The organism is Agromyces sp. Soil535, from assembly GCF_001428255.1.
GTDB lineage: Bacteria > Actinomycetota > Actinomycetes > Actinomycetales > Microbacteriaceae > Agromyces.
The window spans coordinates 136,054-154,992 of the sequence record NZ_LMRW01000002.1; the positions used below are offsets into that span (position 1 = coordinate 136,054).

Genomic DNA, 18,939 nt, shown 5'->3' on the forward strand with positions numbered 1-18,939 from the left:
ACCCTCGTGGTCTCCGCCCGCTGTCGGCCCCGCATGGGGGACACGCGGTTGTTGAGGGCCTCACGGCGCATCACTAGGCTTCGAGCGTGTTCGAGGAAATTCCGGGGGGGATCACGTCGGAAGTCGAGCTCGATCTCCTGCTGCTCGACGCGAAGCTGTCAGTCCCGGAGCCTCCGGCCCGTGGCTCCGTCAGTCGCGCGGCGCTCATCGACTCGGCTCGTTCGAGCGAGCGGCGGGTGGTGGGCGTCACCGCGCCGGCGGGGTACGGCAAGTCGACCCTGCTGACCGAGTGGGCCCATGCCGAGGAACGTCCCGTGGGATGGGTGTCGCTGGACCGGTTCGACGACGATCCGGGGGCGTTGCTCACCCTGCTCGCCTCCGCGTTCGCCCGGATCACGCCGGGGATGGACCACCTGCCCGTCGACGTGCGCGGCCACGGATTCTCCGCGCTCGGACGTGCAGCGCCGCTGCTCGCCTCCGCATTCCGGGCCTCCCCCGCGCCATTCGTGCTGATGCTCGACGACCTCCATGAGATCCGGTCGCCCGCATGCCAAGACGTGCTGAGCATCGTGCTGGCGGGAGTTCCGCACGGCTCCCAGGTGGTGGCGGCGAGCCGTGCCGAACAGCCGCACCTGCCGCGCCTCCGGGCGTCGGGTGATGCGCTGGAGATCACGGCGTCCGAGCTGGCCCTCGACGCCGCCGGCGCCAGGCAGATCTTCGCCGAAGCGCAGGTCAGCCTCAGCGCCGACGATGCCGCCGAAGTCGTCGAACGCACGGAGGGATGGCCCGTCGGGCTCTTCCTGGCCGCCGCCATCGCCCGTGACAGCGGTGATGATCCGCTCTCGGTGTCCGGTGACGACCGGTACGTGGCCGACTACCTCTATCGCGAATCCCTGGCCAAGCTCACCGAGCAGCAGCAGCGATTCCTCCGCCGCACCGCCGTGCTCGACAGGTTCTCCGCGTCGCTGTGCGACGCCCTGCTCGGCAGCAGCGATGCGCAGGAGATGCTGCGGGAGCTGGAGGCGTCGAACGTGTTCCTCGTCCCCCTCGACCGTCACCGCGAGTGGTACCGTTACCATTCCCTGTTCCGCGAGTTCCTGCTCGGCGAGCTCCGGCGCGTCGAACCCGATGCGATCGCCGACCTGCATCTCGAGGCGGCGGACTGGTTCGAGGAGAACGGCTCACCGGCGATGGCGATCGAGCACCTGCTCGACAACTCGACGGAGCGGATCAGGGCGACCCACCTGGTCGCGACGGTTGCGCTCGCGACCTATCAGGCGGGCCAGCTGACCACGCTGCAGCGGTGGTTCTCCGCGCTCGGCGACCCCGCGATCGCGGCGTACCCGCCGCTCGCCGTCCTCGCGGGCTGGATCAGCGCCCTCACCGGGCACACCGACGACGCCGACCGGTGGGCGGCCGTGCTCGAGGCCGCGTCGTACGATGGGACGCCCGCCGACGGCTCCGCGTCGTTCGCCTCCGCGCGCGCGATGCTCCGAGCCATGATGTGCGCGGATGGACCGGAGCGTGCGCTCGCCGACGCCGGGTTCGCGGTCGCGGCCGAGCCGACGTGGAGCCCGTGGCGCGACCAGGCGTTCGCCCTCCTCGGGGAGGCGCTGCTCCTCGCGGGCGACGCCGACCAGGCGGAGGCCGCGTTCGCGGAATGCTCGGTCACGGCCGCCGCAAGGGACAGCAGCGTGCTCGTCGTCAGTGAGTCCGAGCTCGCGGTGATGGCGATGGATCACGGCCGATGGGCGGAGGCCGCAGACCACGTGCAGACGGCGCTCGCGACGATCGAGCAGCATCGGATGCACGACTACGCCACTGCGGTGCTCGCCTTCGCGGAGGCGGCGCGACTCGCCGTCCATAGAGGCGACCTCGTCGATGCGCATCGCCAGCTGACCAGGGCGATGCGGGCACGGCCGACGTGCACGTACGCGATCCCCTTCATCGCCGTGCGCGTGCGCCTGCAACTCGCGAAGGTGTACTGGACGCTTGCCGACCACGCGACGGCCCGTCACCTGCTGCGCGAGGCGGACGACATCCTGCTGTACCGGCCGGCGCTCGGCACTCTCGTCGACGACGTGTCCGACTTCCGCGAGTTCGTGTCGTCGATCGAGCACCCCGGGTCGGCCGGCGGTCCTCCGCTCACGCCCGCCGAGCTCCGGCTGCTCCCCTACCTGCAGACGCACCTGTCGATCCGCGAGATCGGCGATCGGCTCTTCGTCTCGCGCAACACCGTGAGCTCCGAGGTCGGCTCGATCTACCGCAAGCTGGGCGTGTCGGCGCGCAGCGAGGCGGTCGAGCGCGCGATGGCGCTGGGCCTGCTCGGGGCGTAGCCCCGTCAGGCGTCGCCGAATGCGGGCTGCGGGTCGTCGAGGTCGTAGCCGAGGGCCATGGCGACCTTCGGGGCCGCCGCCACCACGAGAGGAAGCCCGACCACGGGGATGATGCCGACCAGCACATCGACGATCTCGGCCGGCGTGGCCCCGGCGCTCACCGCGGCATCCGCCTGCGAACCGAACGACGGCTCGGCGCCACCTACCGCGACGAGGGCCGCAATCCGCGCGAGCGCCAGCGACCTCGCATCCAGCCCATCGGGCGCGACGCCGAGGTCGTCGAGGTCGTCCTCCGCGATCCGCTCGTCGTTGATCGCGAGTCGCCGCAGCCGGTCCCTGTAGTCCACGGCGACCTCCTTCCACGTCGAGCGAAGCTACGTCCAAGTGCACGCGCAATCGCGGAAGGGCGCATCACGCAGATGGGATGAATCGGGGCATCGGTCGTCCGGCGGCTCGGTCCCGGGGGCCGCCGACGACCGAGAACCGGGAGCGCGAGCGGTGCGGGCGATTCATCCGATCTGCGTGATGCGACGTCGATGCCGCGGGCATAGCGTGCGACCAGACGCCGGCGTCGACCGGCACCTCCTGAGCGAAAGGCCGTGTCATGAACACCTTCTGGGACTTCCTCGTGTGGCTCTTCTGGTTCTACGTCATCATCGCGTGCATCTGGATCTTCATCACGATCATCATCGACATCTTCCGCGACCACACGCTGAACGGCTGGATGAAGGCCCTGTGGGTGCTGTTCCTCGTCTTCGTGCCCTTCCTCGCCGCGTTCATCTACCTGATCGCCCGTGGACGCGGCATGGCGGAGCGAAATGCCGCAAGGGCCATGGATGCGCAGGCCGCGAACGCCGACTACATCCGCAGCGTGGCGGGCTCGTCAGCTTCCTCGGCCTCTGCGGAGATCGAGAAGGCCAAGCAGTTGCTCGACGCCGGCACTATCTCGCAGGCCGAGTTCGACGCGCTGAAGGCCAAGGCGCTGCAGGCCTCGTAGATTGCGGCCATCAGGGAAAGGCGAACCATGACCGACCTGGAATTCGGGCCCGTCGAGCTCGTCCTGGCGGCGTTCGAGGGCGATCGGCCGAAGGCGGGCGTGCTCGACGCGATCCTCGACCTCGCGGATGCCGGGACCGTGCGCCTGCTCGACCTCGTGTACGTCACCCGTTCCGATGATGGCGAGATCGACTGGGTGGAGCTCGACGAAGCCGGCATCGAGATCGGCGAGATCGACCTCGCCGCGAGCGGACTCGCCTCGCACGAGGACCTCGAGGAGCTCAGCGGCCGCCTGCCGCTCGGCACGTCGGCGCTCCTGCTCGTCGTCGAGCTCACCTGGGCGAGGGAGCTCGCCTCCCGCCTCTTCGAGGCCGACGGGTTCGTCGTGGACTCCGTAAGGATCCCGGCACCCGTGGTCAATGCGGTGGTCGAAGAGGCGCGCGCCGCCGGCGCGCTCATCGAGGACTGAGCAAGGAAGGAAACAGACCGATGCCGATGATGAGAAGGATGGGCCGACGGGGATTGATCGGCATGGCCGCCACCACGGCTGTGGTTGCGGGCACGGCGACCGCGGTGAGCGGTGCCGTCTCCTCGAAGCAGCAGGCCAAGGCGAACGAGCAGGCCGAGGCGCAGCAGTACGAGGCGCAGCAGCAGCAGGCCGCGATGCAGCAGGCGGCCGCTGACGCGGTGGCGCAGCAGCAGGCCGCAGCGCCGGCCGCGGCGCAGCCCGCATCCGGCGCGATGTCACCCGACGTCGTCGCGCAACTCCAGCAGCTCGCCGACCTCAAGGCGCAGGGCGTGCTGAGCGACGAGGAGTTCGCGAACGCGAAGGCGAAGCTGCTCGGCTAGATCGACCTTCGGTGAGGGAGGCCGGTCGCGCATCGGGGGACGCGCGACCGGCTTTCGTATGCCGCCCGAACCTGCTGCGGCGCTGGCCGGTCGGCTGGCCGCCCGCGTCGCCTGAAAGCGGTCCGCATTCGGGGCATCCGGTCGGAACGCTCAGAACTTCTCGCCGAGCGCCTTCCGCTTCAGGGCCTCGTACTCGCCGTCGGAGATCACGCCCTGGTCGCGCAGCGCCTTCGCCTTGGCTATCTCGTCGGAGGGGCTCGCGAACGAGACCGACCGCACCTCCTGCTCGGAGTACTCCACGATCTCCGGCCGACGCCTCTCGGCGCGCTCCGCCATGCCCTTTCCGCGCGCGATCAGGTAGACGAGCGCCGTCAGGAACGGCACGAACACGAGGAAGAGCAGCCAGACCGCCTTGAGCCAGCCGTTCAACGAGTGGTCGCGGAAGACGTCGATGATGATGTAGACGAGCACGAAGAGGTACGCCACATAGGCGAACGCCCAGAAGCAGAACCAGAACACGTCCCAGACGCCGGAGAAGAAGGTCATCGGAGTTCCTTTCGCGGTCGTGGAGCCAGGGCGGCCCCCACATCGGGCCGTCTATCGCACAACCTACTCGCGGAGACCCCTCTTCACCCGCGAATGCGTGCCCGCGCGCCGCGAGCTCGCCGTCGAGGATGCGGATCGGATTTCGTCGGCACGGCCAAGCCGCCGGCGGTGCGGGCGGACTATCGTGACAGGTGGGAGACATCCCCTCGTGAGACGACGAACGGCGGAGACGATGGCGACTCGACGTTGGAGCGACATGAACAGTCGACAGCGGACGTGGCTGCTCGTCGCGGCATCCGTGCAACTCTCGCTCGCAGTCACCGCGTGGGTGAACCTCGCGAAGCGCCCGGCGGCCGAGGTCAAAGGGCCGAAGGCGTTGTGGGCCGCGATCATCGCCGTGAACTTCATCGGGCCCCTGTCGTATTTCGCGTTCGGGCGGCGAAGGGCGTCCTGACCCCGACCAGGGAACCTCGTCAGGGGCGTACGCAGACCTGACGGGCGGCCCCCGCAATCCGCTCGCATGGCACGTCGCGGCCCTACGCTGGGCGCATGACGGATGCGGCGCTGATCGGACCGGTGGCCGCCCCCGACCTGCACGTGATGACCTACAACATTCGTCGGCGCGTTCCCCACCTCCGGCCGGGGAATCCCGACCAGTGGGCCACCAGGATCCAGTTGGTCCGACGCATCCTCGCCGCGGAGCAGCCGACGCTCCTCTGCGTTCAGGAGGCACTGGCCGACCAGGTCGCGTTCGTCGCAGACGCCCTCGGCCCGCGCTACCGCTGGGTGGGGCTCGGCCGCAATCCCTCCGGCCGCGGAGAGCGGTGCCCTATCTTCTACGATGCCGGGCGGTTGGAACTCACCGCCTGGCAACAGCGCGCCCTGTCCGCGACGCCGGAGGAGATCGGGTCTCGTACGTGGGGCAACCTGACGCGCCGCGTCGTCGTGTCGAGCGCCTTCACCGATACCGCGACCGGGACACGGCTGCTCACGTTCAACACGCATTTCGATCACCTCTCGCGGCGGTCGAGGCTCGAATCGGCAACGTACATCGCCACCCTCGTACGGGCCGCGGGCGCAGCGGAGCCCGACGCCGCGATCGTCGTGGGCGGCGACTTCAACGCCGACGTGGACTCCGCCGTCTACCGTCGGCTGACGGCAGAGGGCGTGCTCCGGGACGCGTGGGAGACGGCGGTCGACCGCCTGACGCCGCAATGGGGCACCTTCCCGAACTACCGGCGGCGCCGCCCTGGCGGCAAACGCATCGACCTCATCCTGGTGGGGCACGGAGTCGACGTGGTGAGCACGGGCATCAACGCGGTGCGGTTCGACGGCAGAGCGGCATCCGACCACGAACCCGTGCAGGCGGTGCTGCGGTACGGCGGCCGTTCGGCTGGCGTTCGGACCGTCTAGTCTTTCGCCATGATGCGGACGTTCCTGCGGGCTCCCGAGGGAGCCGCCGAGGTGGTCGCCGACGCGCTGCGCGTGCTCGCCACCGTCTGCATCGTCGTCGCAGCCGTCGGATGGGGCCCACTCTCGGGCGTGAGCCTGGCGATCGTGTTCGGCGCGATGCTCGTCCCGCGCGTGCTGGGCCTTCGACCGGGCTTCGACATCGCGTTCGGCGTCGTGACACTCGTCGCTGTCTGGAGCAGCGTGCTGCAGATCTACATCACGACGCGCTGGTGGGACCTCCCGATCCACTTCCTCACCAACGGACTCTACGCCGCCGTGTGCTACATCGTTCTCGTCCGGCTCGGCGTCTTGGCGGACGCTGCGAGACTCCCGCGCCCGATGCTCTCGGCCGCGGTGATGACGACCGCGCTCGGGCTGTCACTCGGCGTGCTGTGGGAGATCTTCGAGTGGTTCGGGCACACCTTCATCGACGGTGAGATCTACGTCGGCTATCAGGACTCGATCGGAGACCTGCTCGTCGGCGGTCTCGGCGCCCTGCTCGCGGGATGCAGCATGAGGTTCCTCACGGGCCGGCCCCATGCGGCCGAGGTCCGACTGCCACCGCCGACCCTCAGCTGACATGCGGTGGTCAAGACCGTCCCTCATCGGCGCCTCTTCGGCAACCTCCGCCGCCTCGAGACGCTCATAAACACGCGGCAGGGGGAAGGCGACGCGGTCTCTCCACCCCTCGGGCGGCACCGAGCCGACGATCACACGCGTGCCGTCGACTTCGACGTCCATCACCCTCCTGGAGAACCTGTACGGGTTGCGGACGTTCATCCCGACGTCACGCGCCCAGAGCTCCACGGAGAACAGGTGGCCGAACGGGTCGACCACGTCCTCGCCGTCGACGAGCGACCACAGCGATACCACCCGGCGCCAGACGAGTTCCACGGACGTCCTCGGCATGACCCATACGGGTGACCCGCCCTCGAGCGGTCGGCCCGCGTACTCGAGGATTCCCCGGTACGGGTCGACGATGTCAACCCTCGCCGGCACACGCGAGACATTCTCGAGCGTGACCACCACGCACTGTCGGAACATCACCGTGGAGTCGTCGCGCTCGAACTCGACGGGCTTGTCGATCAGGGACCACCCCCGGTAGCCGCGACGCACCTCGACGCCGAACTCACCACGGGGCCCGGTCTTCTCCGGGCGCGCCGTAGCGAGCACGTCGGGCGCGAGCGCATCGAGTCGACGCTCCTCGAGGTTCCGTTCGACGCGTGCGCTCTCAGCGCGCTGGCGCTCGGTGGCGGCTCTGGCGTCCTCCGTCTGCCCTCTCGCCAGCGCGAGCGCCTCCTCTTGCGTGGCGACTTGCCTGTCCGCCGCCTTGGCCTGCTCGCTCGTCCAGTGCGCGGCCTTCGCGGCATACCGCCCGGCGATCGACGCCGCGATGAGCGCACCGAGAGTCGAGACAGCAGCGATCCAGTTGGGGAGCACGTCGCCCCAGAAATCCGACATGCCGCAAACCTAGCGGCGCACACCCTCCAAAATCCCCCGGTGCTGCTCGCGGCGAGCACGTGCACCCTCTTTGGTGCCATCCCGGCGCTCGAGCCCGCCACGCCACCGCGAGGGAGCGGCGCGGCGTGATCGAAGCCTTCAGAGCTACGAGCGACGGTAGGAGTCGAAGGTCGGGTAGCCCTGGAACGATGCTGGACCGTGCGACCGGATGAAGGCCATGTGCACCTGCTCGCAGGCTCCGCGTAGCGTCGTGCCATAGCCGATCATCGCGTTGCGGAACTCCGCCCGATATCGAATCTCACCATCGAGCCGGACGATTGTCACACGACCGTACTCGCGGTCGTAGGCGTCGATGAGCCGCCAGTGCCCCGGCTCGGGCTCGTCCGCAGCGAGGATCGGGTGCCATCGCATGACTCGAACATACGTTCGAATGCCTTACACGCCCACCGGAACAGGACGAAGGGCCTACAGCGCCCGGTCATTCTGCTCATGAACCGCCAAACACCGGGCGTGAGCACGGCCCCTCGCGGGAGTGAGGCCTCTACTCCCGCTCGCGCATGTCTGAAACGCTCCGCCTCCTCGCGCGGTCGAAGGAATCCGGCTAGCCTGACGCGCATAGCCCAGGCAGCCTCGTCCGCACGCGCCTGGATCGGGACGATCGTCTTCCTCTTCCTCGCGCCCGGCGTCGTCGCGGGCTTCATCCCATGGCTCATCTCCGGCTGGCGGTGGTACGACTGGGGCGGCGCGGCCTGGGTCGTCGTGCCGATCGCCTGGATCGCGATCGCTGTCGGGGCGGCCTTCCTCCTGCACGCCTTCGCGCTGTTCGCCCTGCACCGCGGAACGCCCGCTCCGGTCCTTCCGACCGAGACGCTCGTCGTGACGGGGGTCTACCGCTTCGTGCGCAATCCGATGTACCTCGCGGTGCTCGCGATCATCCTCGGCCAGGCGCTGCTGTTCGGCAGCTGGTGGCTCGTGCTCTACGCCGGGATTGCCCTCGCCGCGGTCGTCGCGTTCGTGAAGGGCTACGAGGAGCCGACCCTCACCCGCACCTACGGCGAGCAGTACCTCGACTACCGGCGCAACGTCCCGGGCTGGTGGCCGCGGCTCACGCCGTGGCGGGCGTGATGGCGCGCCCGCGGGCCGCCCGACACGCGAGGGTGGTGGCTCCGAGGCAGTCGAAACGACGAACGTCTTGCTCTTGCGAGATCGCATGGCAATGGCTTGCCGCGCCGACTCCTGCGGGTTAGGAGCCTTCCAGGATCTCTTTCAGTCGCTGGAAGCTCTTCGGCGCGCCCGCTTTGGTCTGGCGCACGACGAGCGGGATGATTGCCTTGCCCAAGAGGCCAGAGTCGTACGTGATCGAAAAGGTCACGCGCGACCGGCGGCCATCATCGAGCGGCTGGAAGCTCAACGTCCCGTTCGCCTTGATCGCACCGTTGATGCCGCGCGAGGACCAGCGCAGCGGCGGGTTGGCCTCAGTGACCTCCTGGGTCATGGTCTGGCTGGCGCCGGCGAAGTGGCGGATCGTGTCGAAGGTCGAGCCTTCGCTGCCCGGCGCTCCGCTGACGACCCTTACCGCAGCTACATCCTTCTGCCACTCTGGGAAGTGCGTCGGGTCGGCGGTGTAGGTGTAGACCTCTGCCGGCGGGCGGTCGATGTCGATCTGAATCGTGATGGGTTCCATCGCCCACCAGCTTATTCCCTACTCGATGAATTTTGGTGTCGTGAGAGGTGCTTGACTCGCTTCTCGCGTTCTTCTCCACGTGAACGGGCACGAAATCACGAACGGGATGGCCATCAAAGGCCTGATGCTCCTCTGCCACGATCTTCTCGATCTCGGCACGCTCGACGCCAGGGCACTTCTGCGGCGGCGTGCTCGTCGATGACGATCATCCGCTCTCGATCACGCCGCGCCGCCTCGACTGCGGCTATTCGGCACTCGTCGTTTCGTCGGCGGGCGAAGACCCAGTGCCCGAGACCGGCTCACCGGTCTCATCCAGCGCCGAAGGCGTCGAGGAATCGATCGCGGAACGCACTCATCGGCCAGACGGGCGCGTCGGGCGTTGGCAGCACCCCGTCCTGCCACTGCCATCCCTCGATCGACTCGAAGACGGTCGAGTCTTTCGCGATGACGCTGATGGGCACGTCGTGGCTGGCACCCTGCCCGCTCACGATCGTCGCCGGCTGGTGGTCGCCGAGCACCACGAGCACGAGGTTCGGGTCGTCGGTGTTGTGCAGGAACGAGAACATCGCGCCGAGCGAATACTGAATGGACTGCGCGTACGCCTGCTGCACCCTATTCGGGTCCTGCCAGACGACGGTCGCCGACTGCCCCTGCGCGGGCTGGGGCCCGAACACGGAACCGTCGCCGACTTGGGACCAGGGCACAAGCTCCGGGAGCGGCGCCCACGGCGTGTGCGAGGAGACGAGGTCGATCTCCGCCATGACCGGCTGGTGGTTCCCGGCGAGCTCGTGGTCGGCGAAGTACTTCCAGGTGTACTGGTCCGGGATCCGCGCATACCCGAAGGACGGCCCCCGATAGCCGACGTTGTTCGCGTCGAGAAGGGTGTCGAAGTGGTAGAACGAGGTGCCGAACGACCACGGCTCCGTGTTCGACGGGACGACGCTGACGGTGCGCCATCCGGCTCTTCCGAATGCCTCGCTCAGCGTGAATCGATCGCTCCGGATCACCTTGCTGTAGAGCGGCTGCCGGTCGACCCACAGCCCGGTCTGAAAGGTCGAGTGCGCGAGCCAGCTGAGACCCCCGAACGTCGGAGAGGTGAGGAAGGCGCTCTGGGATGCGTAGCCGTCGGCGCGGAGCTGGGCCTCGCCGTCGCGCAGCACCTGGTCCACACCCCCCGAGAAGCCGGATCCCTGCACGGCCACCTTGCCGTAGCTCTCGATGAAGGCGAAGACGACGTCCTTGCCCTTCAGCGAGGTCAGCAGGTCGGAACCGGGTGTGTCACGGTAGGGGTCCGTCGCGATCTGTTGCGACAGCTCGGCCAGCGCGGCGAGCCCTGCGGCGGCGCGGGAGGCTGACGCGGTGATCGCGTGCAGAGAAGCGGCCGCCGCGGCCGGCTGACCCGCCACCAGCTGGGAGCCCGTCAGAGCGGCGATGATCCATGCCGCGGTGACCGTCGAGATCACGATCGTTCCGTGCACGCGATCGGGCCTGACGGCTGCGCCCGCGCGAAGAGCGGCCCACGAGAGCGCGACGATCAACCCTGCGGCGGTGACCCCGAGGAGCACGACCAACCCGCTCGCGGCGGCACCGCCGATGGAGCCCTGAACGACCCCGAACGCGTCGCCCAGCTGCTGCCAGTCGAGCGGATCGAATGGGATGTCGAGCACTGCCTCGTAGCCGGAGTCGATCCCGGCGAGTACGAGAGCGATGACGATGACGACACCGAAGCCGACCGCGACGACGACGCGTGCGGGACGCCAGGGAAGCATGCAGAGCAGGAGCAGCACGACGATCGACTCCGCGGGAAGCCCGATGAGCGGTGCCGGAGAGCCATCGGCGAGCGCTCCCGGCACGAGCGGCACCACGACGAGGAGAAGGATCGCGACCACCAGCGAGATCCTCCCGCGCACCCGGAGTCTCCGCCCGTTTGAACTCTTTCCTCCGCTGTCTCGTGTCACTGCTAGCGTCTCCGCCGGAGGCATTGATCGGAAGCGGGTATGAACATGACTGGAAACAACCGGGTCGTTCTGTGGGTCATGCGGATCCTCAGCGCGATCGTCCTTCTCGCGGTCGGCGGGATTCATCTCTTCCTCGTCTTCGACGGCGTCGGGGGCGTGCTCGGCGTGCTGTTCGTGCTGAACGCCATCGCGGGCCTCCTTCTCACGATCGGGATGCTCGCCTTCCGCGGACGGCTCCTGATTCTCACCACCGTCCTGAGCCTGCTGTTCGTCATCGCGACCCTCTTGGCACTCATTCTCGCCCTGACCGTCGGGCTGTTCGGCATCACCGAGACGTGGAGCTTCACCCTCGTCCCGGAGACGGTCGTCGTCGAGTCGATCGGGATCGTTGTGCTCGCCATCACCACGCTGCTCGTGGTCCGCTCCCCGCGGGCGGCATGATCGCGCGTCCTCCCCGCGCGGGCCGGCGGGGGCATCGGTCACGATGCACCCACCTCGGCTCGCCGAGAGCGGCTTCGAAGCGCCAGCCACACCACGTCCCGGCCGAAGGATTCGACGAGCAGGACCAGTGCGACTCCGACGAGCACGTCGGCGAGCTCCGGGATCAGGCCAGATGCCGCAAGTGCCAGGGCGATCCCCTGGACGGCCGTCACGACCTTTCGCCAGTAACGGGGCGGGAGCTGCGCGCGAAGCCACGGAAGCATCCATCCGGCGGCGACGAAGACGTAGCGCATCAGACCGATCGCCAGCACCCAGGGCCCGAGGATCTGTGCCACGTACGCGCTGAGCACGACGAGGAGGAACGCATCCACCTCCATGTCGAAACGAGCGCCGAGCTCCGTCGTGGTACCGGTACGACGCGCGACCCACCCGTCCACGGCGTCGAGGGCGAGCGCCGGGACGACCAGGCCGATCAGGAGCGGCGCCGAGATCGGCGCGACGAAGGAGGCGGCGACCAGTCCGGTGATGATCGCGACAAATGCCGATCTCGTCGCCGTGACGACATTCGCCGAGCCGAGACGCGGTGTACGCCGGCGTCGCAGCGCGATGAGCAGGAGAGCGTTGCTCGCCGTCAGATACGCCAGCGCGGCGAACCAGCCGATCGCCGGCAGCTCGTCGACGGCCCAGATCGCCGCCACGCCCGCCGCACCGAGTACGGCCAACCCGATCGGTGCGAGTTGAACCTCCTTGATCGCCATCACGTGTCCTTGTCAGGGAGCATCACACGGAGCATATTCATGTACACGTAGGAGATCGCCGGATGGTTCACCGAAGGAGAAGTACCGTTGCTTGAGGCCGTGGCTTTCTGGATCGACGAGCCCGGCATCGGGGCCCTGCACCGGCAGCCGATCGCTCGTGCGGGCGAGGGCGATGTTCTCGTGCGCACCAGCTTCACGGGCATCAGCCGCGGCACCGAGGCGTCGGTCTTTCTGGGTCGCGTGCCGATCAGCGAGCACGAGCGGATGCGCGCGCCGTTCCAGGAGGGCGACTTTCCGGGCCCGGTGAAGTACGGCTATCTCAACGTCGGAGTCGTCGAGCACGGGCCGGAAGCGCTCCGCGGCCGCACCGTCTTCACGCTGTTCCCCCACCAATCCGCCTTCGTCGTTCCCGCTGATGCCGTGGTCCCCGTCCCCCGCGGCGTGCCCGCCCGCCGTGCGGTGCTCGCCGGGGCGGTCGAGACCGCGGTGAACGTGCTGTGGGATGCCGCCCCCCTGATCGGAGACCGGGTCACGATCGTGGGCGCCGGCATGATCGGATGCTGCATCGCACGACTGATCCGCGGCATCCCCGAACTCGACGTGGTGCTCGTCGATGTGGACACGTCGCGTCACGAGGTCGCCGATCGACTCGGCGTCCGATTCGCCGAACCAGGCGACGCGCCGGGAAACCGCGATCTGGTCATCAACTCGAGCGGGTCGGAGGCGGGGCTGCAGCTCGCACTCGAGTCCGTCGTGACCGACGGGGAGGTGATCGAGGCCAGCTGGTACGGCGACCGGCCGGTGACGCTCGCACTGGGTGCCGATTTCCACTCGCGCCGCCTGACCATCCGGTCGAGCCAGGTGGGTGCCGTGGCGCGACGCCGGCGAGGAACGCGCACGACTCGCGACCGGCTGACGCTCGCGCTCGAGCTTCTGCAGGACGCGGCCTTCGACACGCTGCTCACGGGCCACTCCCCGTGGAGTGACCTTCCCGCGGTGATGGCGGGGCTCGCAACCGAGCGGAGCGCGGAGCTCTGCCATACGATCGATTGGAAGGACGCCTCGTGACCTTCACCCTGACAGTGCGAGACCACATGATGGTCGCCCACAGCTTCTCCGGAGAGGCCTTCGGCGCAGCGCAGCGTCTGCACGGCGCGACCTTCATCGTCGACGCATCGTTCCGTGCGAGCGAACTGGACTCCGATGGCGTGGTCATCGACATCGGACGCGCGGCCGAGGCGCTCAGCCAGATCACGGGTTCGCTGACCTATCGCAATCTGGACGACGAACCGGAGTTCGCCGGAATGAACACCACGACGGAACGACTGTGCCGGGTCATCGCCGACCGCCTCGCCGAGCGTGCCGCAGATGGACGGCTCGGATCAGCCGGCGGGCGTCTGTCGTCGATCGAGGTCACCCTCCACGAGTCCCACGTCGCGTGGGCGAGTTACGAGCGGAAGATGTGAATGGGATGACGGACGCGGCCGTGCACTTCCTCGTGCCCGAGGGCATCGAGGATGATGAGCGCGTCAGTGGTGGCAACGTCTACGACCGGCGCATCAGCGAAGGGCTGCGAGCACGGGGCCTGGACGTACGGATGGTCCTCGTTGCAGGGGACCGCGTGCAGGACGTGGCGCACGCGATGTCCGCTCTCCCTCGCGACGCTCTCGTGCTGATCGACGGATTGATCGCCGTCGCGGCATCGGAGGTGCTGGACGCGCATTCGACACGTCTTCGGATCGTCGTGCTGGCGCATATGGCCGCCAGTGCCCTGCCCGGGATCCAGGACGACGCGCGAACGGCCGAACGCGAGCGCGAGGCCCTGAATGCAGCGCGACGTGTGATCACGACCAGCGAGTGGACCCGCTCCGAACTCATCGCCCGCGCGCTCGCAGAGCCCGATCGGATCACGGTCGCTCGTCCGGGCACCGACGCGGTACCGGCGGCGACCGGATCCGCATCGGGCGGCCACCTGCTCTGCGTCGGCGCTGTCGCCCCCCACAAGGGACAGGATGTGCTCGTCGAAGCGCTGGCGGGCATGACCGATCTGCCCGATTGGACCTGCTCGATCGTGGGCTCGCTCAACGCCGACCCCGATTTCGCGATCCGGACGGCTGCCGCGATTCGGTCCGCCTCGCTCTCGGAGCGGGTCGGACTCATCGGGGTTCTCACCGATCAGCGACTCGCGGACACGTACCGCGCCGCGGACCTCGTCGTCGCGCCTTCGCGGGCGGAGAGCTACGGCATGGTCGTCGCCGAGGCGCTCGCTCGGGGCATCCCGGTCGTGGCAGCACGCGTCGGCGGAATACCGGAGGCGATCGCAGGCAGCAAGGCCGGAATCCTCACTCCATCGAATGATCCGGGGGCGCTGCGTGCAGTCCTGCGGCAATGGCGGGAGGACCCCCGTTGGCGTGCTGCGCTCAAGGCGGAGGCATTGCGCTCGCGCACCGTGACGCGAACTTGGGATGAGTCCGCGGGGATCGCCGCCGCAGTGCTGAGCGATGTCCGTCCGGCGATGGACGTCATCGGATACGAGCGGCGGGGCGCCGGATGAGCGAGATCATCGAGGTCAGCAGCGATTGGCTGGCGCTTCGCGAACAGGAGGATGCGCGCGCCCGGTCCCACGAACTCGCCTTCGCAGCAGCGCGCAGGCTGGGACCGGGTCCGATCGTGATCCATGACCTGGGAAGCGGAACGGGCTCGATGATGCGATGGCTGGCGCCGCTTCTGCCCGGTCCGCAGACATGGGTCCTGCACGACTGGAACTCGAACCTCGTCGAGCGTGCGGCGATCGGCGTCGTCCCGCTCGATCGTGGACGACGACCGGTCTCGGTCCGCACGCGCAGCGGGGAGCTCGCGCACCTCGATCCCGACGATCTCGGCGGGGCCTCTCTCGTAACCGCTTCCGCGTTGCTCGATGTGCTGACGGCGGAGGAGATACGCGCCGTCGTCCAGGCCTGCGTCGCCGTCGGGTGCCCCGTGCTGCTGAGCCTGAGCGTGACCGGCGAGGTCCGCCTCGACCCCCGGGATCCTCGCGACGACGTGTTCGAGGCCTCGTTCAACGCACACCAGCAACGCCTTGTGGGCGGGCGCCGGCTCGTCGGGCTCTCCGGCGCCGCACTCGCGCAACGCCTGTTCCTCGAGGCCGGCTGGAACATTCGACCTGCCGCCACCTTCTGGCGGCTCGGCGATCACGATCCTCGCCTCCTCGACCAGTGGTTCGACGGATGGTTCGATGCGGCTCTCGAGCAGCGCGCCGACCTCCAGGTCGAAGGTGCGGAGTACCGCGCTCTACGTTCGTCACAATTGCGCCGCGGTGCGCTCTCCGCCGTCGTCGTCCACACCGACCTCCTGGCGTGGCCGTGATGTCCGCGTCGACGAGCGCACCCCGGGTACGCACGGTCCTGTCATCGAGGTGGCTCCGCCTCACCACCCACGTGCTCGTCGGCGTCGGCGTGCTGATCGCGGTCGTCGCCCAGGTCGGCTCTGGGCCGTTCCTGCACGGCTTGTTCAGCATCGATCTCCGCGTGATCGCCGCCACGTTCGCGCTTTCCGCCACCGCCACGGCCGCGGCGGCCTGGCGCTGGAGCGTCATCGCGGGGCGACTCGGCGTCGGCGTCCCCTTCCCCGAGGCCGTCGGAATGTACTACCGGTCGCAGTTCCTCAACACGGTGCTTCCTGGCGGCGTGGTCGGTGACGTCCAGCGTGCTCTCACGCAGGGACGCAACGCGGGAAACGTCGCGCAGGCCGCTCGCGCCGTCGTCATCGAGCGCACCATGGGGCAGCTGGTGCAGATCGCGCTCGCGGTCATCGTCCTCGCGTGCTTCGGTCTGGAGTTCGAGGGATATCTGCTCTCGACGCTCGGCATCGGCCTCACGGTGCTCGTCCTCGCAGCGCTCGCAACGACCGCAGCGGGCGTCCGAGTGAGAAGCGCGATGAGACGGGAGCTCGACGAGCTCTCGGCAGGCGTGGGATCCCCCGGTGCGTTCGTGCAGGTCGTCGTCGCCTCGATCGTGGTGGTGGCATGCCACCTCGTGACCTTCGGCGTCGCGGTCGGCGCGGTCGGCGCACGCGTGCCGCCACTCCGCCTTGCCGCCATCGCGCTCGTCGTACTGCTCGCCGGATCCATCCCGCTGAACATCGGCGGGTGGGGTCCGCGCGAGGGAATCGCCGGCTGGACGTTCGCCGTGGCGGGTCTCGGCGCCTCCACGGGCGTCGCAGCATCCGCCCTCTTCGGCGTCCTCGCGATGATCGCCGTCGCCCCGGGTCTCGTCCTCGCCGTGCTGTCCACTGTCCGTCGCGTTCGAGCCCCCGCACCAGCACCTGCTGTCCTGCTCGCCGGCGCTCACCGAGAGGCGAGATCGTGATCGATAGGCCGTACGTGATCCTCAGCGCTGCGATGTCCATCGACGGGTATCTCGACACCGCTTCCCCACCGCGCCTCGCCCTCTCGAACGCGGCGGACTTCGATCGGGTCGACGAGGTACGGGCACACTGCGACGCCATCCTGGTCGGAGCACGTACCGTTCGCGCCGACAATCCGAGACTGCTGGTGCGGAGCGAGGAGCGACGGAGTCGACGCGAAGCCGAAGGCCTGTCGCCGTCGCCCTGGAAGGTGACCGTGACGGCAACCGGTGACCTCGATCCGCAGTCGAAGTTCTTCACTTCCGGAGACACGAAGAAGTTGGTCTATTGCCCGCGATCGGCGGCTCGGGGCATCCGCGACCGGCTCGGTGATCGTGCGACCGTCGTCGGGTTGGGTGAAGAGGTCACCGTGGCCGATCTCGTCAGCGACCTGAACGACCGGGGCGTGCGCACGCTCCTGGTCGAAGGCGGCGGAACCGTGTTCACGCAGTTCCTGGCGTCCGACCTGGTCGATGAACTCCAGTTGGCCATCGCCCCGTTCTTCGTCGGCGACCGGCGAGCTCCTCGGTTGATCGGCGACGGCACGTTCCCGTGGAATCCCGACCGCCACGCGCCCCTCGCCGAGAGCCGTCAAGTCGGCGACATGGTTCTCCTGAGGTATGCACTGTCCGAGCGCTGCGCCACACCCGGTCGTTCGTTTCCCGGCCGATCAACGGGACGTCCCGCTTGAGCTCGGTGCGCGTGGTGAGGATGGAGAGGGTCGCCGGTCCGACCAGCTCCGCGCCGACGAGTTCGAACAGCGCTGGTGCGGGGAAGCTGGCGCCCTGAGCCCGGCACGGTGGAGAAGGTGAGTAGTCCTAACTGGCTGCGTGCACCGGGCGTGGGAGGTTTCCGCCGTCAGGACGTGTGAGCAGTGTCCGGAGGGGGGTGCGGGTCAGGGTGCGCATGAAGATGGTGTTGAGGAGGATCTCGCCCGCGGATGCGGGGGCCCAAGCGCGCAGCGTTCGTGGGCTCGCGTCGCGTTGGCTCCAGCGAAGGAGCGGACGCATCCTGGTTTCGTAGTCCCGGCATGCGGAGTCGAGATCATGCGGGCGTCGCGCGATGGCATCCGCGAGTGCTTCGGCACCCATGATCGCCATCGCCGTTCCGCGCCCGGTCAGCGGTGAACCGGACCATGCTGCGTCGCCGAGGAGAACGGTTCGCTCTCTGTGCCACGTCGGTGCGCTTACCTTGAGCAGCGCGTCGCAGTGGAAGCCGGGATCGTGTTGGCTCGCGTCGAGTATTGAGGGCACGTGCCAGTCACCGCTGATACCGGCGCGGCCGATGTGCTCGACGACGAACTTGCGCTGGGCTGAGGTGTCCCGCTCGATCTGGGGGACGCGCGGTGCGCGGATCGCGACGATGGCGTGGCCGTGCGCGCGGCCGGGTCGGATGGCAACCATGACGCCGCCCGGCGCGGTATACACGCGCATCTCCCCGTGGAAATCAGGCGGAAAGGGCACGGGGGCGAATGCCATGTAGCCGCCGAGATAGGCCAGGCTCGACTCGGGGAACATTCGCGCTCGCAGCGCCGAATGCGTGCCCTCTGCGGCGACGAGGAGATCGGCATCGATCGTCCGTCCGCTACTCGTCTCGATCTGCACGCCTGATTGAGTCAGTGAGGACCTGATGATCTCTTCGCCGAAGCGGCTATTCGCGTCCCCGGCCTGCCTCAGTACGTCGTTCAGATCTTCGCGCCCGACCTCCAGGTCGGCGACGATTGCGCCGGAAGCCGCCGGCATGCTCCAGAGCCGCCTTCCCCCGCGGCCGATCGCCACCATGCGTTCCTCCGGTACGGCGAGGGCGTGCACGCTTTCGAGCATGCCCCACTCGCGGAGGATGTCCTGACTGCTGCCACGGAGGTCCACCGTGTGCCCGCCCGGTTGCGGCCGGTCGGCCCGTTCGATGATCGTCGGGATGATCCCGCGTCGATTCAAGGCGATGCAGAGGGCGTTGCCGGCGATGCCGGCTCCGCTGATGACGATCCGGGGCCTTTTCATGGTTCGCATAGTACAGCCGTATAAGACGAATGTTCAAGACGATCGTTCAAGTTC

Annotated in this window: 22 protein-coding genes and 1 pseudogene; 14 read left to right on the plus strand and 9 right to left on the minus strand. The window is 68.5% G+C overall.

Features of this window, described 5'->3' with window-relative positions; genetic code table 11:
* Positions 1-86: 86 nt before the first annotated feature.
* Positions 87-2,336 carry a LuxR C-terminal-related transcriptional regulator gene (locus ASG80_RS04010; protein WP_056728756.1) on the plus strand — a complete coding sequence of 750 codons (2,250 nt, stop codon included), beginning with the start codon at positions 87-89 and terminating at the stop codon, positions 2,334-2,336.
* Positions 2,337-2,341: 5 nt separating this feature from the next.
* Here ASG80_RS04010 and ASG80_RS04015 read toward each other — a convergent pair whose 3' ends face one another.
* Positions 2,342-2,683, minus strand: coding sequence for a carboxymuconolactone decarboxylase family protein (locus ASG80_RS04015; protein WP_056728757.1), 342 nt, complete (start codon positions 2,681-2,683; stop codon positions 2,342-2,344).
* Between the two features lie 257 nt (positions 2,684-2,940).
* Between ASG80_RS04015 and ASG80_RS04020 the strand changes: the two genes are divergently transcribed.
* From ASG80_RS04020 to ASG80_RS04030, 3 genes are all read left to right on the plus strand, one after another.
* Entirely contained in the window at positions 2,941-3,333 is a 393-nt protein-coding gene (locus tag ASG80_RS04020) for an SHOCT domain-containing protein (RefSeq protein WP_056728759.1), read from the plus strand.
* 27 nt (positions 3,334-3,360) lie between these two features.
* Positions 3,361-3,801, plus strand: a complete 441-nt coding sequence (locus ASG80_RS04025) for a DUF6325 family protein (protein ID WP_056728762.1) — start codon at positions 3,361-3,363, stop codon at positions 3,799-3,801.
* Positions 3,802-3,863: 62 nt separating this feature from the next.
* Positions 3,864-4,181 carry an SHOCT domain-containing protein gene (locus tag ASG80_RS04030; RefSeq protein WP_235508151.1) on the plus strand — a complete coding sequence of 106 codons (318 nt, stop codon included), beginning with the start codon at positions 3,864-3,866 and terminating at the stop codon, positions 4,179-4,181.
* A 150-nt stretch (positions 4,182-4,331) separates the two neighbouring features.
* Here ASG80_RS04030 and ASG80_RS04035 read toward each other — a convergent pair whose 3' ends face one another.
* On the minus strand, positions 4,332-4,727 hold the full coding sequence (locus tag ASG80_RS04035; protein ID WP_056728765.1) for an SHOCT domain-containing protein: 396 nt from the start codon (positions 4,725-4,727) through the stop codon (positions 4,332-4,334).
* A 256-nt stretch (positions 4,728-4,983) separates the two neighbouring features.
* On the opposite strand from ASG80_RS04035, the gene ASG80_RS04040 reads away from it, so the two are divergent.
* Both ASG80_RS04040 and ASG80_RS04045 read left to right on the plus strand, forming a co-directional pair.
* Positions 4,984-5,181 (plus strand): PLDc N-terminal domain-containing protein, encoded by a 198-nt coding sequence (locus ASG80_RS04040; protein ID WP_235508152.1) that lies wholly within the window; start codon positions 4,984-4,986, stop codon positions 5,179-5,181.
* A 95-nt stretch (positions 5,182-5,276) separates the two neighbouring features.
* Positions 5,277-6,140, plus strand: a complete 864-nt coding sequence (locus tag ASG80_RS04045; protein WP_056728769.1) for an endonuclease/exonuclease/phosphatase family protein — start codon at positions 5,277-5,279, stop codon at positions 6,138-6,140.
* A gap of 417 nt (positions 6,141-6,557) precedes the next feature.
* On the opposite strand, the gene ASG80_RS23345 is transcribed toward ASG80_RS04045, so the two are convergent.
* A complete protein-coding gene (locus ASG80_RS23345; protein ID WP_235508153.1) occupies positions 6,558-7,619 on the minus strand; it encodes a cell envelope integrity protein TolA in 1,062 nt (353 codons plus the stop codon).
* 165 nt (positions 7,620-7,784) lie between these two features.
* On the minus strand, positions 7,785-8,051 hold the full coding sequence (locus ASG80_RS04065) for a hypothetical protein (RefSeq protein WP_056728779.1): 267 nt from the start codon (positions 8,049-8,051) through the stop codon (positions 7,785-7,787).
* A gap of 99 nt (positions 8,052-8,150) precedes the next feature.
* Here ASG80_RS04065 and ASG80_RS04070 point away from each other — a divergent pair, with 99 nt between their 5' ends.
* On the plus strand, positions 8,151-8,765 hold the full coding sequence (locus ASG80_RS04070) for an isoprenylcysteine carboxylmethyltransferase family protein (RefSeq protein WP_235508154.1): 615 nt from the start codon (positions 8,151-8,153) through the stop codon (positions 8,763-8,765).
* A 118-nt stretch (positions 8,766-8,883) separates the two neighbouring features.
* Here the strand turns inward: ASG80_RS04070 and ASG80_RS04075 are convergent, their stop codons facing one another.
* The 3 genes and pseudogenes from ASG80_RS04075 to ASG80_RS04080 all read right to left on the minus strand — a co-directional run bounded on the left by ASG80_RS04075 (position 8,884) and on the right by ASG80_RS04080 (position 11,213).
* Complete coding sequence (locus tag ASG80_RS04075; RefSeq protein WP_056728781.1) at positions 8,884-9,324, minus strand: SRPBCC family protein; 441 nt, start codon at positions 9,322-9,324, stop codon at positions 8,884-8,886.
* Positions 9,325-9,391: 67 nt separating this feature from the next.
* Positions 9,392-9,484, minus strand: a pseudogene (locus tag ASG80_RS24840) (three-helix bundle dimerization domain-containing protein); the annotation flags it as partial.
* A 148-nt stretch (positions 9,485-9,632) separates the two neighbouring features.
* Positions 9,633-11,213, minus strand: a complete 1,581-nt coding sequence (locus ASG80_RS04080) for a hypothetical protein (protein ID WP_056728783.1) — start codon at positions 11,211-11,213, stop codon at positions 9,633-9,635.
* A 108-nt stretch (positions 11,214-11,321) separates the two neighbouring features.
* On the opposite strand from ASG80_RS04080, the gene ASG80_RS04085 reads away from it, so the two are divergent.
* On the plus strand, positions 11,322-11,723 hold the full coding sequence (locus tag ASG80_RS04085; RefSeq protein ID WP_235508155.1) for a hypothetical protein: 402 nt from the start codon (positions 11,322-11,324) through the stop codon (positions 11,721-11,723).
* 38 nt (positions 11,724-11,761) lie between these two features.
* Here ASG80_RS04085 and ASG80_RS04090 read toward each other — a convergent pair whose 3' ends face one another.
* Positions 11,762-12,481, minus strand: coding sequence for a CDP-alcohol phosphatidyltransferase family protein (locus ASG80_RS04090; RefSeq protein WP_082589736.1), 720 nt, complete (start codon positions 12,479-12,481; stop codon positions 11,762-11,764).
* 99 nt (positions 12,482-12,580) lie between these two features.
* Between ASG80_RS04090 and ASG80_RS04095 the strand changes: the two genes are divergently transcribed.
* Genes ASG80_RS04095 through ASG80_RS04120 form a run of 6 tightly spaced genes read left to right on the plus strand, consistent with a single transcriptional unit; the run spans position 12,581 to position 17,576 of the window.
* Positions 12,581-13,549 (plus strand): zinc-binding alcohol dehydrogenase, encoded by a 969-nt coding sequence (locus ASG80_RS04095; RefSeq protein ID WP_235508156.1) that lies wholly within the window; start codon positions 12,581-12,583, stop codon positions 13,547-13,549.
* Entirely contained in the window at positions 13,546-13,947 is a 402-nt protein-coding gene (locus tag ASG80_RS04100) for a 6-carboxytetrahydropterin synthase (protein WP_200952486.1), read from the plus strand. Before ASG80_RS04095 ends, ASG80_RS04100 begins: the two co-directional genes overlap by 4 nt.
* Before the next feature lie 5 nt (positions 13,948-13,952).
* Complete coding sequence (locus tag ASG80_RS04105) at positions 13,953-15,035, plus strand: glycosyltransferase family 4 protein (protein ID WP_056728787.1); 1,083 nt, start codon at positions 13,953-13,955, stop codon at positions 15,033-15,035.
* Positions 15,032-15,847, plus strand: coding sequence for a class I SAM-dependent methyltransferase (locus tag ASG80_RS04110; RefSeq protein ID WP_056728791.1), 816 nt, complete (start codon positions 15,032-15,034; stop codon positions 15,845-15,847). The genes ASG80_RS04105 and ASG80_RS04110 overlap by 4 nt, the downstream gene beginning before the upstream one ends.
* Positions 15,847-16,848: a lysylphosphatidylglycerol synthase transmembrane domain-containing protein gene (locus ASG80_RS04115; RefSeq protein WP_162256591.1), complete on the plus strand. Its 1,002-nt coding sequence runs from the start codon at positions 15,847-15,849 to the stop codon at positions 16,846-16,848. The genes ASG80_RS04110 and ASG80_RS04115 overlap by 1 nt, the downstream gene beginning before the upstream one ends.
* Positions 16,845-17,576: a dihydrofolate reductase family protein gene (locus ASG80_RS04120; protein ID WP_082589738.1), complete on the plus strand. Its 732-nt coding sequence runs from the start codon at positions 16,845-16,847 to the stop codon at positions 17,574-17,576. The genes ASG80_RS04115 and ASG80_RS04120 overlap by 4 nt, the downstream gene beginning before the upstream one ends.
* Before the next feature lie 127 nt (positions 17,577-17,703).
* Here ASG80_RS04120 and ASG80_RS04125 read toward each other — a convergent pair whose 3' ends face one another.
* A complete protein-coding gene (locus ASG80_RS04125) occupies positions 17,704-18,885 on the minus strand; it encodes an NAD(P)/FAD-dependent oxidoreductase (protein WP_162256592.1) in 1,182 nt (393 codons plus the stop codon).
* Positions 18,886-18,939 lie beyond the last annotated feature (54 nt).

Excerpts from the sequence above, each read along its gene's own strand:
- ASG80_RS04105 (WP_056728787.1), top strand. The coding sequence starts at position 13,953 with ATGACGGACGCGGCCGTGCACTTCCTCGTGCCCGAGGGCATCGAGGAT.
- ASG80_RS04110 (WP_056728791.1), top strand. The coding sequence starts at position 15,032 with ATGAGCGAGATCATCGAGGTCAGCAGCGATTGGCTGGCGCTTCGCGAA.
- ASG80_RS04045 (WP_056728769.1), top strand. The coding sequence starts at position 5,277 with ATGACGGATGCGGCGCTGATCGGACCGGTGGCCGCCCCCGACCTGCAC.
- ASG80_RS04090 (WP_082589736.1), bottom strand. The coding sequence starts at position 12,481 with ATGGCGATCAAGGAGGTTCAACTCGCACCGATCGGGTTGGCCGTACTC.
- ASG80_RS04115 (WP_162256591.1), top strand. The coding sequence starts at position 15,847 with ATGTCCGCGTCGACGAGCGCACCCCGGGTACGCACGGTCCTGTCATCG.
- ASG80_RS04035 (WP_056728765.1), bottom strand. The coding sequence starts at position 4,727 with ATGACCTTCTTCTCCGGCGTCTGGGACGTGTTCTGGTTCTGCTTCTGG.
- ASG80_RS04085 (WP_235508155.1), top strand. The coding sequence starts at position 11,322 with ATGAACATGACTGGAAACAACCGGGTCGTTCTGTGGGTCATGCGGATC.
- ASG80_RS04065 (WP_056728779.1), bottom strand. The coding sequence starts at position 8,051 with ATGCGATGGCACCCGATCCTCGCTGCGGACGAGCCCGAGCCGGGGCAC.
- ASG80_RS04040 (WP_235508152.1), top strand. The coding sequence starts at position 4,984 with ATGAACAGTCGACAGCGGACGTGGCTGCTCGTCGCGGCATCCGTGCAA.
- ASG80_RS04025 (WP_056728762.1), top strand. The coding sequence starts at position 3,361 with ATGACCGACCTGGAATTCGGGCCCGTCGAGCTCGTCCTGGCGGCGTTC.
- ASG80_RS04020 (WP_056728759.1), top strand. The coding sequence starts at position 2,941 with ATGAACACCTTCTGGGACTTCCTCGTGTGGCTCTTCTGGTTCTACGTC.
- ASG80_RS04075 (WP_056728781.1), bottom strand. The coding sequence starts at position 9,324 with ATGGAACCCATCACGATTCAGATCGACATCGACCGCCCGCCGGCAGAG.
- ASG80_RS04030 (WP_235508151.1), top strand. The coding sequence starts at position 3,864 with ATGGCCGCCACCACGGCTGTGGTTGCGGGCACGGCGACCGCGGTGAGC.
- ASG80_RS04125 (WP_162256592.1), bottom strand. The coding sequence starts at position 18,885 with ATGAAAAGGCCCCGGATCGTCATCAGCGGAGCCGGCATCGCCGGCAAC.